General features: G+C 64.6%; 10 protein-coding genes and 1 pseudogene. 5 read left to right on the top strand and 6 right to left on the bottom strand.

Translation table 11 applies throughout. From position 1 onward, the window contains the following. Nucleotides 1-60: 60 nt before the first annotated feature. Nucleotides 61-906 carry an SDR family oxidoreductase gene (locus ABEA12_RS06010; RefSeq protein WP_210099701.1) on the bottom strand — a complete coding sequence of 282 codons (846 nt, stop codon included), beginning with the start codon at nucleotides 904-906 and terminating at the stop codon, nucleotides 61-63. Between the two features lie 110 nt (nucleotides 907-1,016). On the opposite strand from ABEA12_RS06010, the gene ABEA12_RS06005 reads away from it, so the two are divergent. After that, entirely contained in the window at nucleotides 1,017-1,397 is a 381-nt protein-coding gene (locus tag ABEA12_RS06005; RefSeq protein ID WP_210099700.1) for a hypothetical protein, read from the top strand. Nucleotides 1,398-1,429: 32 nt separating this feature from the next. On the opposite strand, the gene ABEA12_RS06000 is transcribed toward ABEA12_RS06005, so the two are convergent. Together ABEA12_RS06000 and ABEA12_RS05995 are read right to left on the bottom strand one after the other, a co-directional pair. Further along, nucleotides 1,430-1,978 (bottom strand): acyl-CoA thioesterase, encoded by a 549-nt coding sequence (locus ABEA12_RS06000; RefSeq protein ID WP_210099699.1) that lies wholly within the window; start codon nucleotides 1,976-1,978, stop codon nucleotides 1,430-1,432. 66 nt (nucleotides 1,979-2,044) lie between these two features. After that, nucleotides 2,045-3,862, bottom strand: coding sequence for a glycoside hydrolase family 15 protein (locus ABEA12_RS05995; RefSeq protein ID WP_210099698.1), 1,818 nt, complete (start codon nucleotides 3,860-3,862; stop codon nucleotides 2,045-2,047). A 128-nt stretch (nucleotides 3,863-3,990) separates the two neighbouring features. Between ABEA12_RS05995 and ABEA12_RS05990 the strand changes: the two genes are divergently transcribed. The 4 genes from ABEA12_RS05990 (at nucleotide 3,991) to ABEA12_RS05975 (ending at nucleotide 8,303) form a co-directional block, all read left to right on the top strand. Then, on the top strand, nucleotides 3,991-5,367 hold the full coding sequence (locus ABEA12_RS05990) for a sensor histidine kinase (protein WP_210099697.1): 1,377 nt from the start codon (nucleotides 3,991-3,993) through the stop codon (nucleotides 5,365-5,367). Next, complete coding sequence (locus ABEA12_RS05985) at nucleotides 5,364-6,047, top strand: response regulator (RefSeq protein WP_210099696.1); 684 nt, start codon at nucleotides 5,364-5,366, stop codon at nucleotides 6,045-6,047. Before ABEA12_RS05990 ends, ABEA12_RS05985 begins: the two co-directional genes overlap by 4 nt. Nucleotides 6,048-6,189: 142 nt before the next feature. After that, nucleotides 6,190-7,071: an ABC transporter ATP-binding protein gene (locus tag ABEA12_RS05980; RefSeq protein ID WP_210099695.1), complete on the top strand. Its 882-nt coding sequence runs from the start codon at nucleotides 6,190-6,192 to the stop codon at nucleotides 7,069-7,071. Next, on the top strand, nucleotides 7,068-8,303 hold the full coding sequence (locus ABEA12_RS05975) for an ABC transporter permease (protein WP_210099694.1): 1,236 nt from the start codon (nucleotides 7,068-7,070) through the stop codon (nucleotides 8,301-8,303). Before ABEA12_RS05980 ends, ABEA12_RS05975 begins: the two co-directional genes overlap by 4 nt. A 120-nt stretch (nucleotides 8,304-8,423) precedes the next feature. Here the strand turns inward: ABEA12_RS05975 and ABEA12_RS18775 are convergent. The 3 genes and pseudogenes from ABEA12_RS18775 to ABEA12_RS05960 form a co-directional block, all read right to left on the bottom strand. Next, a pseudogene (locus ABEA12_RS18775) lies at nucleotides 8,424-8,474 on the bottom strand (hypothetical protein); the annotation flags it as partial. A gap of 94 nt (nucleotides 8,475-8,568) precedes the next feature. After that, on the bottom strand, nucleotides 8,569-8,787 hold the full coding sequence (locus ABEA12_RS05965) for a hypothetical protein (RefSeq protein ID WP_210099693.1): 219 nt from the start codon (nucleotides 8,785-8,787) through the stop codon (nucleotides 8,569-8,571). A gap of 306 nt (nucleotides 8,788-9,093) precedes the next feature. Beyond that, on the bottom strand, nucleotides 9,094-12,630 hold the full coding sequence (locus ABEA12_RS05960) for a proline dehydrogenase family protein (RefSeq protein ID WP_210099692.1): 3,537 nt from the start codon (nucleotides 12,628-12,630) through the stop codon (nucleotides 9,094-9,096). Between the last annotated feature and the right edge of the window lie 93 nt (nucleotides 12,631-12,723).

Raw genomic sequence — 12,723 nt, 5'->3', positions numbered from 1 at the left:
GTGCCTCCCATCCTAAAAGGCGATCCCTGCCGCGCGACTGGCTGGGCTGCGGCGATGCGGTCAGGAACGCAGCAACTTCGCGAACGACATCGGTGGGACGCCGGTGATCTTTTCGATGTCTCCACTGACATTCGCCATGGCGCCGGAGGCCATCGACGTATAGGTGGAAACCCACGCCTCGACTTGCCACTTGGATGCACCGAACGCTTCCCGTGAGGCATAGGCCTGCTCCATTGTCTGGGGAACGTAGGAAACCATGCGCGGGCCCGCTGAGCTGAGCTCCTCGGCGATCCTTGCCATCGACAGCGCTTCTGGACCCGTCAGTTCGTATGTCGACCCTTCGTGTCTTGTCGGCTCCTGCAAGATCAGGGCCGCAGTTCGTGCAACATCCGCGCGGGCAACCAGGGCCACCTTGCTTGCTCCGGCCGGACCACGGATGGTTCCGTCCTGGCCCACCATTTCCGGGATGTAGTCGGCGTAGAGGTTGTTTCGCAGGAAGGTGAAATGGATGCCCGAGGCCCGGATGTATTCCTCGGTGGCGTATTGGTCACGGGCCAAGGCGAACACTGCGTCTTGGGCAGCGCCAACAAAGGAAACATAGACGAGATGCCGCACACCGGAGGCCTTGGCTGCATCGACGAAGTCGCAGTGCCGCTCCAGCCGCTCCATGCCCTCGGTTCCCGGGACCATGAAGACGGTTCCGGCTCCGGCAAGCGCCATCCGCGTGGCAGTGGTGTTCTCGTAGGCCGCCTGCAGCACGGTGGTTCCCTCAAGCACCGGGGCCATGCGCGGGGTCCTGACCAGTAGTCGCTGCTTGAGGCCTGCGGCGCTGAGCAGCGAGGCAACACGGCCACCAAGCTTGCCCGTGGCCCCTGTGACGGCCAGCGGAGGAGGAACAATGATCATGGCTCCATTGCACCATCGAACCGGTTCCCGGGATAGGGCACAGGCCCCGAGCCCATTTCCCGGCGCGTCGCTCCATGGTTTTCTTCGCGTTTCGGGGTGATGCTTAAAGCATGAAGCCGTTGAACCAGGGTGCCGTCTACACGGAAGCAACACAGGCCAACATCCATGACGTTGTTTCCACCTTGCTGGAGGCCATCGGCACCCCGGCGGTCGTGGCGCTTTCCGGCGCCCTGGACGGCACCGCACCGGGTACCTGGGCCCGGCAGGACGGTTCCGCCCTAGACACCGGAACCGAGCAACGGCTGCGGCTGGGCTACAGGGTGTGGCTGACCTTGCAGAGCCTTGAGAACCAGAAGGACGCCACCGACTGGTTGATCAGCGCCAACCCCGCCCTTGACGAGGACCGCCCGGTGGACTTCATTTCGCGCATGGCCGCCCAGCAAGTCATGAAAGTGGCGGAAAAATTGGTCACCGGCGTCGAGTCGCGCTGAGCTTTCCTGCCGGAAACCGCCTCCGGGACGAATCAGCCCCAGAGGTGCGGGGCAGGCTTGCGCGTCCCGGGAAGTGCCGTCTCTTCGCGCCAGGGCTGGACCCACTGTGGGAGCACCAGATCCTCGGGCTCCTGGACCCCGGCAGCGGCGAGGATCTCCGCGTTGGAGAGAGCTCCATTCCTTGAGACGAGGCGCGTGGCGATGGTGGCCTGCACGTAGATCTCTCCGTCAACGACCATGCGTTGCTCGAAGTAGATGCACTTTTCGTCCATTCCCAGGACCCTCGTCTCCTGGGTGAACTTCTGGTTGAACTTCACCGACTTGCGGAAGGTGATGGTCTCGGCCTGGACGACGGGGGTCCATTTGTTCTTCTTCATCATGTCCCAGACCCCGGCGCGGACCATGAGGTCGAAACGGCCGAGGTCGAAGAGCGAGAAGTACATCCCGTTGTTGATGTGCCCGGCCACGTCGATGTCCGTGAGAAGCGCGCGCATGTGGACCGTCGAGGTATCGAATAGCGAGAGCTTGGGGCGTCTGCCGGCGGTGACGAGCAGGAGCAGGAGGCGAATAAGAACATGCATAACGCCCATCCTACTCATGGGTAACTTATCTGTCACCCATCGCGTTCGCAGGCAGGGGAAGATGCGCTACTTGGGTCCGCGGCGCGGCCTGAACGCACGGGTCCCTTCGGCCTCGGCGATGGCGTCGGCCGCGCGGATCAATCCAAGGTGGGACAGTGCCTGCGGGAAGTTCCCTGCCATCCGTCCGGTCTCCGGGTCATACTCCTCGGAGACCAGCCCCAGGTCGTTGACGATCGAAGCGAGCTTCTCAAAGAGTTCCTTGGCCTCGGGGACGCGCCCGGAATGGGCGTACTGCTCAACCAGCCAGCAGGTGCACACCAGGAAGGTGTACTCCCCAGCCGGCAGCCCGTCGCCACCGGCCTCGGTCCGGTAGCGCTTGAGGAAACCGTACTTGTCCAGCAGATCCTTTTCGATCTGTTCGGTGGTGCCCACCATGCGCGGATCCTCGTAGTCGATGAACCCCACCTGGGCGAGCACCAGCAAGGAGGCGTCAACCTCGGTGCCCTCATAGGTTTGCGTGAAGGCGTTGAGCTCCTTGTTGAACCCCTTGGCAAGAATCTCCGCGCGCAGTCCGTCACGCTCCGCTTCCCATTTCTTCACCTCTCCGGTCAGTCCGTGGTGGGTCACCGCGCGCACCCCGGCATCCAGCGCCGCCCACATCATCACCCGCGAGTGGGTGAAGTATTGTGGCTCCCCGCGCATTTCCCACAATCCGTGGTCCTTGCGCTTGAGGTTGTCGATGACGTATTGGATCAGCACCTTTTGCAGCGGCCAGGAAAAGTGGTCCTCATGCCCGCCCATGGTGCGCAGCTCATCCAGGGCAACCAGGACCTCCCCGACGACGTCGCCTTGGTACTGGAGCACCGCACCGTTGCCGATACGCACAGGCTTCGCTCCCTCGTACCCGTCCAGGTGTCCCAGTTCCTTCTCGGGCAGCTCGCGTTCCCCTCCGACTCCGTACATGATCTGCAGCTTGTGGTGGTCCCCGGCGATGGCCCGCAGCAACCAGTCGCGCCAGCGCAGGGCTTCCTTCTCAAAGCCGTGAGTCATCATCACCTGCAACGTCAGCGACGCGTCGCGCAACCAGCAGTAGCGGTAGTCCCAGTTGCGTTCCCCGCCAAAGAACTCGGGAAGCGACGTGGTGGGGGCGGCAACGATGCCCCCGGTCTCGTGGTGGGTCAGCGCCTTGAGCACCAGCAGCGATCGGCGCACCAACGCGTCGTGGGTCCCGCACTGCGGGATCTTCTCCGCCCAGTCGTGCCACACCCGCGCGGTCCGGGTCATCTCCATGCCTACGTCGTTGGCTGCGGGAAACTTCGAGTGTCCCGGATAGCAGGCGAACTCGAAGTCGTACACGTCCCCGGCGCTGACCTCGAACTCGTCGTGGTGGGTGCGGTGGCGTGCCTTGGGCAGCCGGGAGGCATGCAGCACCGCCGCATTCGGGCCGGCCACGGCGATCAGGGACTCGGTGCCGTGTTCCGGGTCGAAGTTGCGTCGCACCCAGGGCAGCACCTGGCCATAGTTGTACCTGATGATAAGTTCGTGCTCCACGGTCATGGTTCCGCAGATCCCCTCCACGCGGCGCATGATGCTGGAGTCGCCCTTGCCCATCGGCATGAAGTCGGTGACCAGCACCTGGCCGGTGTCGCTGGCCCACAAGGTGCGCAGCACGAAGGAGGAGTTGAGGTAGTTGCGGCTGAGCACCTTCGCGTTCTTCGGTGCCAGCAGCCAACGTCCGTTCTCCGGCTTGCCCAGCAGCGCGGTGAAGATCGCCGTGGAATCAAAGCGCGGGAAACACAACCAGTCGATCGATCCGCCGCGGGAGACAAGCGCAGCGGTTCGTTGGTTGGAGAGCAACGCGTAATCCTTGATCAAAGTGGCCATGGCCCCCAGCCAACCGCATTTACCGCTGCCAGACAAGGGAAAACCGTTCCCGTGGCCCAACAAAAAGCCGGCCATGGGATATGTTCGTGGGTGCGACGATGACCGAACATGTGCCCAGAGGATGAACCATGAAACTCCTGGCCCTGCGCCAACGCTTCCTTCCCGGCGATTTTCCGCCCGAAGAATGGGAGCGTCCCCAACCAGGCAAGGCAATGCTGCGCCGCGATGCCTGGATGACCCTTGCGGTGTTGGCCGTCGCACTGCTGGGCATGGAAATGATGCTCAGCTTCGCCCCGGCGCAGGACGGCCCGCAGCGCCTGCCCAGCTACCTGGCCATGGGCTTGATGATTGCCCCGTTGGCCCTGCGCAGGCGTTTCCCGATTATTTCGATGCTAGTGCTCTCCGCGATCTTCCTGGGCTTCGGGATGTGGTTGCCGGCGGTCATGGTCCAGCTGGCCCCGCAGATCGCCTACTTCGTCGGGCTCTATTCGGCAGTCGCCTGGGCACGGGATCGACGTGCACTGCGACTAGCGCTGGGCTCCGTCATCCTGGCCATGGCCCTGTGGCTCATGGTGGGGATCACCAACGCCAAGGTGCTCTTCGGGGAGGAGCTGGATCTGCCCGCGGCCGTGGACACCACCGGCTTCATCGACCCGGTGCTGGCCTACGCCGGATACAACTTCCTGGTGAACCTCTTCTACTTCGGCGGGGCGATCTTCCTGGGGATGACGTCCTGGCGCAGCGCCTGGCGGCACGACGTTGTCGTGGCCCAGGCCAAGCAGCTGGGCGAGCAGTCCGCGGAGCTGGCCAGGCGCGCGGTCATCGACGAGCGCTTGCGCATTGCCCGGGAGCTGCACGACGTCGTCGCCCACCACATCTCGGCCGTCGGTGTGCAGGCCGCAGCAGCCCGAATGGTCCAGCCCCGTGACCCGGAGCGTGCCGCCGAGCTCATGCACGGCATCGAGGACTCGGCGCGCCGGGCCGTGGGCGAGACCCGTTCGCTGCTGCGCGTGCTGCGGCATGAGGAAACCGGAACCCCGGACCCCGCCGGGCGTTCCCCCGAGCCAACGCTTGGCCAGCTGGGCGCACTGGTGGAGCAGTCGGGCCGCGCCGGAGTGGTCGTGGAACTGATTTTCGCCGAACACCGCGAGGGGTTCCTGGATTCGCTGGGCGCCGGGCTGGGACTGGCGCTGTACCGGATCGCCGCGGAATCCCTGGCCAATGTCCGCGAGCATTCCACCGCGCACAAGGCCATGCTCTCGGTGCGCAGTGGGGCGGACACGCACGGGGAATGGGTGGAAGTCGAAGTGACCGACGACGGCAATCCGCGCCCGGGAACCGCCGGTGGCGGTTACGGCTTGCGCGGGATCACCGAACGGGCACAGCTGCACCACGGGATGGTGGACATCGGGCCGCGTTCCCCTGCCGGCTGGCGCACCCGTGCCCGGCTGCGCGCGCTGCACACCGGCGTTGCCCGGGTTCGGGCCAAAGGGGCAACCCCATGAGCGCAATCCGCGTCCTGGTGTGCGATGACCAGGCACTGATCCGTTCCTCGCTGGAAATGATCTTGGGCACCGATGATGCCCTGGAGGTGGTGGGCGCGGTTGCCGACGGCCAGGCGGCCCTCGATGCCGCGCTGGCGCTGGGGCCCGACGTGGTGCTCATGGACATCCAGATGCCGGTGCTCGACGGGGTGGAAGCCACCCGGGTGATCACCGCCGAAACCAACGCCAAGGTCGTCGTGCTGACCACCTTCGACCGCGACGATTACCTCTTCGCCGCCATCGATGCCGGGGCCTGCGGGTTCCTGCTCAAGAACACCGAACCGGAGATGATCATCCAGGCGGTGCACGCCGCGGCCGGCGGCCAGGCACTGCTCTCCCCCGAGGTCACCTTGCGCATTATCCAGCGCGGCACCTCAACGGTGTCTGCGGGCCCACCTAAGGACGCGCTGGATCCAGCGGACCGGCGGGTGCTCGCGGGACTGACCAACCGCGAGCGCGAGGTGCTCATCAAGCTCGCCGCAGGGCTCTCCAACGCGGAGATCGCCGGCTCGCTGTTCGTCTCCGAGGCCACCGTCAAGACTCACCTGTCCAACATCTTGGCCAAGGCCGGTTTGCGCGACAGGGTCCAGGCCGTGGTCTTTGCCTACCGGGTAGGTCTCATCCCTTTGGCGGAGGCATGAGCCCGCCGGCGTGAACACGTGCGTCGATTTCATTCCTTTGAACGATCCGTCCTGGGGGTTCCGGCACATAGATTGGAAGGCAGGAAGCAAGGCCCTGCACATCAACGTGGGGCATCGAAACGATACGAAGGGACGCCCACGCGTGTTAGAGGCCATTAATCTCACCCGGCATTTTGGGTCGCGGACGGTGTTGGAGGATGTCTCGTTCTCCGTGCCCGCCAACGGCATGACCGGATTCGTCGGAGCCAACGGCGCCGGCAAGACCACCACGATGCGCATCATCATGGGAGTGCTCAAGTCCCATTCCGGATCGGTGTCCTTCAACGACACGGCGATCACCGCCGCACACCGGGCACGTTTTGGCTACATGCCCGAGGAACGCGGGCTCTACCCCAAGCAACAGGTGCTGGACCAGCTCAACTACCTGGGCCAGCTTCACGGGATGAGCCGCACCGACGCGCGCACCGAGGCCATTGGCCTCCTTGACCGCTTCGGGATCGCGGACCGCGCGAAGGACAAGCTTGAATCGCTCTCGCTGGGCAACCAGCAGCGCGTGCAGGTCGCCGCATCGCTGATGCACCACCCCGTCGCGTTGATCCTCGACGAACCGTTTTCCGGACTCGACCCCCTGGCAGTGGATTCGATGTCCTCCCTGTTGGCCGAGCGCGCCGCCACCGGGGTTCCCATCCTCTTCTCGAGCCACCAGCTCGATTTGATTGACCAGCTTTGCGACAACCTCGTCGTGCTCTCCGAAGGAAGGATCGTCGCGGCCGGGTCCGCCGAGGAGTTGCGTGCCCGCGCGCATTCACGCCACGTGGTGGTGACACCGCCGGATGCCGGTTGGCTGCGCGAGCAGCCCGGGGTCAGCGTCCTTGACGTAGCCGGGCCCAAGGCCCTGGTCGAGTTCGCAGACGACGCCACTGGCCAGCGCGTCCTGCGCGCCGCCATCGATCGCGGCGCCGTCACCGAGTTCGCACCGCTTCGACCCTCGCTGGCCGAAATCTACCGGGAGGTCATCCGATGAGTATCACCGAGCAGCGCACCGCCCCCGCCGTGCCACCGACCAACGACCTCGCCGCCACGGCCACCGCGCCTTGGATGATCGTGACACTGCGCGAAGTCACCGTGAAGATCAAGGACAAGTCCTTCATCATTTCCACCGCGATCACCCTCGCGCTGATCATCGGCTCGGTGGTGTTCGCCGGGATCATGGGAGACAAGACTACGACGGCATCGGTTTCCTTCACGCAAGGATCCACGGCGTCAGAGCTGCTGGCCTCCGCCAACGAGCTCGCCACCAGCACCGAGCAGAAGATCGTGCTCGAGCCTTCCCCGGTGGGAACCGAGGAGGCGGGCCTCCAGGCACTGCGGGACAAGGACACCGATTTGGTGATCACCGCCACCGACGGGGGCTACACCCTCACGGGGCTCACCGAGGTGGACGCCTCGGTGCAGAAGCTGATTTCCGATGCCGCGCAGGCCCTGGCGCTTGAGACACATGCCAAGGACCTCGGTGTCACCGCGGAGTCGCTGACCGCCGGTTCAAAGATCACCCCGGTCCTGATTGAGGGCAGCCAGGAACGCAATTCGATGGCCCTGGCCATGGGCCTGGTCTTCTCCTTCCTCTTCTACATGTCCTCGCTGATCTTCGGCATGCCGATCGCCAACTCGGTGGTGGAGGAAAAGCAGAACAGGGTCGTGGAAATCCTGGCAACAGCCATCCCGATCCGCCAGTTGCTGAGCGGCAAGATCCTGGGCAACCTGATCCTGGCCATGGGCCAGCTCTGCCTGTTCGTGGGTATCGGGCTGCTTGCCCTGAGCGTGATGCCCACGCAAATCCCATTCCTCTCGGTGGTCATCGCCACCTCCGGATGGTTCCTTGCGTTCTTCCTGGCCGGGTTCCTGATCCTTGCGGCCATCTGGGCGGCATTGGGGGCGATGGCCTCGAGGGTCGAGGACCTGCAGCAATCGACCGGCCCGGTGATCACGGTGCTCATTGCCGTGTTGTTCATCGGGATCTACGCCAAGGGCTCTTTTTTGGTTATCGCTTCCTATGTCCCGGTGGTTTCCTCTGTGGCCATGCCGATCCGGTTGCTGAGCACCGACGTGTCCTTGTGGGAACCGATCGCCTCGCTGGTCTTGGCCGTTGGGGCGGCCTGGGCGATGGTGTTGCTCGGGGAACGCATCTACCGCCGGGCGATCATGCAGACCGGCGGCGCGCTGTCCTTGCGCAAGGCGTTGAAGCTCGAGGACTAGGCATCCGGCCACCGGCCTTGCCAAGGCGTGCGCATCCCGTTGGGTTGCGCACGCCTCGTGTATTTTCAGGGGCTCGGGGCCCAGCAGGTCGCCGATCTCGCATCCGAGCTCCTTGCGGATCGCCACCAGGGTGCTGAACCGAATCGTCTTGGTCCTGTCTTTCTTGAGCACCGGGAGGTTCACGATGCTCACCCCGCCCGGGCAGCATCATGGATCGTTCCTGCAGGATCTCATCGAGTCGGCAGTGCACGCCGCCCTTTGGCATCTACCTGGTGCCCCCGCGGAAGGCCAGCAACAGCAGGGAATGGTTGGCGTCCTGGAAACTGAAAACGGCGGAGGTCACTACCCAGGGGGCATCCACCGGAACCGTCGGGCTCTCGCCGGGGTGCCAAGAGATCAGCAAGCCAGGGGACGAACAGTGCCGTGGCAGCCGCGAGGACTCCGGGGCCAATGTGCCGGCAAGGCGGATGCCTTGTTCTTCCATGGCCTGCGGCAGATCAGCATTGGCCGCGCAACCGCAGATGAAGAGCAGGAACTACAGCGCCTCGGACGCCTCGATGGCCAGTCAAGGAACCCTGTGACCGCCGCAAGGCTTGACACGGTCAGAAGGAAGGCCCGTCCTCCGATGTGTCCGAACCTCTGCTTTTAAGTTTCGAGAACGCGGCTCGTTTCACGCCATAACGATCGTCGATCATTTGGTGGTCAAGTCGGCATCTAGGCTAACCACCACTGGCCCGCCGCATCTCCCATGCGGGGGATGCGGCGGGCCAGTGTTGTCAGGAAACGGCGGTTAGATCACCGAGTCGCTGAGGTGGTCCGGGGTGCCGAAGCGGTGCGCGGTGATGGAGATGGCCTGCTCGCGCAGGAACGTCAGCATTTCCACGCGGCCCGCAGAGACCACGTTGTTCGTGTAGATCGCCACGTCCGGCTTGCCGTCTGTGGCCTCGGCGAGATCCATGACCGTTCCGCCGATCAGGCGGATGCGGGAGGTGGATTCCGGTCCGGTCTTGGCCGCCAGGCGAGCGGCGCGGGCACCGAAGGCCTGGGTATCTTCGACGAAGACCACAGCGGAGGACTCGGTGAACACGGCACGCAGGGCGGCCGGCACCTCGACGGACGAGGAAACCGTGATGCGGGACCCGGCGGCGATGCCTGCGGCCACGACTCGCACTAGCTCGGCAATGCCGTGGCCCGAGGTGTCATGCTCGTAGCGAACCGTCACTGGCAGGGGACGGTAGCGGAAGATGTTGCGTTCGGCCTGCAGGTCCGAGACATCCTTGGCGGTGTTGAACTCCTCGGCCCACGCCGCGGCGTCCGAGACCAATGCGCTCTCGAGCCAAGCCAAGTCGGCAGCCCCGAAGCCGTCCGAGTTGGCCGCTTCCAGGATTGCTGCGGAGGAAGCAGCGATCTTCCCGGCATGGGTGACCGGGGCGTCCTCCCAGGAGCCTAGGCCCACCAGGTAGTTCGGCCCCCCGGCCTTCGTGCCGGCCCCGATGGCCGACTTCTTCCAGCCGCCGAACGGCTGGCGCTGCACGATGGCACCGGTGATGCCGCGGTTGATGTAGAGGTTGCCGGCATGGATGTTCTCCAGCCAGTAGCCCATTTCATCGGGATCCAGCGAGTGCAGCCCCGAGGTCAGGCCGAAGTCGGTGCCGTTGACGACCTCGATCGCTTCTTCGAGGGTCTCGGCCGTCATCACGCCAAGGATCGGGCCGAAGTACTCGGTGAGGTGGTATTCGGAACCCGGCTTCACCCCGGAGCGTACGCCCGGGCTCCACAGCTGGCCGGAGTCATCGAGCTGCTTGGGCTCGAGGACCCACTTTTCGCCCTCGCCCAGCTGGGTCAGGCCGCGCAGCAGCTTGCCGGCTGCCGGTTCGATGATCGGGCCCATCTGGGTCTGCGGGTCCTGCGGGTAGCCGACCTTCAACGAGCGGATATCATCGATCAGCTGGTTGTGGAAGCGCTTGGATTCCGCGGCGGATCCGACAAGGATGACCAGCGAGGCAGCCGAGCACTTCTGCCCCGCGTGGCCGAAGGCCGACGCCGCGGCATCCTTGGCCGCCAAGTCGAAGTCCGCGTTCGGGGTGACGATCAGCGCGTTCTTGCCGCTGGTCTCGGCCAGCATCGGCAGGTCCTTGCGGAAGGAGCGGAAGAGTTGCGCGGTCTCGTAGCCGCCGGTGAGGATCAGCCGGTCCACGTGCGGGTTCGAGACCAGCTCGGTTCCCAGGTCGCGCTCGGAGAGCTGAACAAGCTGCAGCACCTCGCGCGGCACGCCGGCTTCCCACAGTGCCTTGACCATGACGGCGCCTGAACGTGCCGCCTGTCGTGCGGGCTTGATGATGACTGAGGATCCCGCGGCCAATGCCGAGAGGGTGGAACCTGCCGGGATGGCCACCGGGAAGTTCCAGGGCGGGGTGACGACGGTCAGCTTCGAGGGCACGAACGTGGCCCCGTCGACGTTCTCAAGGTCAATCCCGCGTTGGGCGTAGTAATGGGCGAAATCGATGGCCTCGGAGATCTCCGGGTCGCCCTGGTCAAGGGTCTTTCCGCATTCGGAGCCCATGACTTCGAGCAAATCGGCGCGGTGGGTCTCAAGGGCCGCACCGGCGCGGTGCAGGATCGCTGCGCGCGCTTGAGCACCCATGGCCACCCACGATTCCGAAGCGGCGACCGCGGTGTCGATGACCTGGCTCAGTTCGGCTTCGGTGTGGATCATGGATTCGGCCACTGCCTGAACACCCAGGGTGGAGTCAACCATCTTGTCCACGATCGCCCGGCCCCAGGCGCGGTTGCCGGCGAGGTCGGGGTCGGTGTCCGGGGTGTTCTCGAAGTCGAGGGTGCCATCGGCCAGGCCGGCAAGCTTGGCCTCGACGGCTTCTTTATCGACAATGTTGCGGTCCTGGATACGGTGCGGGGCCGGGACCTTGTCATCGAGCTCGGCAAGGGATGCCAGGAAGCGGTTCTTTTCGCGCTCGTAGAGGGCCTCGTTGTCGGCCAGCTCGAAGACGGCGGACATGAAGTTGTCCTGGCTGGCGCCTTCCTCGAGGCGGCGGATCAGGTAGGCGATCGCCACGTCGAACTCGGCGGGGTGAACGACAGGCGTGTAGAGCAACAGTCGCCCCACGTCCTTGCGCACGGCTTCGGCCTGGCCGGTTGCCATGCCCAGCAGCATCTCGAATTCGATGCCGTCGGTGACGCCGCGGCCTTGTGCCAACAGCCAGGCAAGGGCCACGTCAAAGAGGTTGTGCCCGGCAATGCCGATACGCACGTTCTTCACGTGCTCCGGACGCAACGAGTAGTCGATCACGGACTTGTAGGAGGTGTCCGAGTCCTGCTTGGTGTGCCAGGTGGCAACGGGCCAGCCGTGCACGTCGGCCTCGGCCTGTTCCATCGGAAGGTTTGCACCCTTCACCACGCGCACCTTGACCGGGGCGCCGCCGCGGGCCACGCGCTTGGCGGACCACTCCTGGATGTGGATCATTGCCGAGAGCGCATCGGGCAGGTAGGCCTGCAGCACGATGCCGGCCTCGAGATCCAGGAATTCCTCGAGGTCAAGGAGCCTGGTGAAGACCTCGATGGTCAGGTCCAGGTCCTTGTACTCCTCCATGTCCAGGTTGATGAACTTTTTCTTGGGCGCGGAGTTGGCGGCCAAGCGGTAGAGCGGGACGAGCTTGTCGACGATGTGCTCGACCGCTTCGTCAAAGGCCCAGTGGTTGTGCGGTGCCACGGTCGAGGAGACCTTGATGGAGACGTAGTCGACGTCGTCACGCAACAGCAGCTTCTTGGTGCCCTCCAGACGACGGGAGGCTTCTGAGTCACCGAGGATGGCTTCACCCAGAAGGTTGATGTTCAGGTCGATGCCTTCCTTCTGGATTTTGGAGATCGATGCCCCGAGCTTGGCGTCGGTGGCGTCGATGATCAAGTGCCCGACCATCTGGCGTAGCACCTTGCGGGCGATCGGGACAACGATCCCGGGCAGGATCGGTGCCATGGCGCCACCAAGGGCAACCGCGGACTTCATGTACCACGGCAGGAAGGCGGGCACCTTCGGTGCCAGGGCCTTGAGGTTGCGGGCTGCGACCTTCAGGTCTTCGGGGCGGATCACACCGTCGACAAAGCCGACGGTGAAGACCAGTCCGTTGGGGTCTTTCAGGACCCCGGCCAGCTGCGCTGCGGAGGCATCAACGGGAAACTTCGAGCCTTCGGTGAGCCAATGGCGCACCAGCTTGATAGATTCCTCTGCAAGATCCTGGGGGCGGACCAGTGCGGTGCCGTCGGCGGCAAGGGCCGGCGGTACAACACGCGCGTGCGGGGTCGTTAGGGACACGGCTGCTTCTCCTTGGAAGAAAAATGGGGATTGTTTTTCGGGTACTACTTCCCTATCGTGCACGCGAAACGTTTCGCATTGATAGGTGGGCTT

This window comes from Paeniglutamicibacter antarcticus, from assembly GCF_039544305.1.
In the GTDB taxonomy this organism is placed as follows: domain Bacteria; phylum Actinomycetota; class Actinomycetes; order Actinomycetales; family Micrococcaceae; genus Paeniglutamicibacter; species Paeniglutamicibacter antarcticus_C.
Note: the sequence above shows the minus strand (reverse complement) of the source record. Positions and strands in the feature narration are given on the sequence as shown.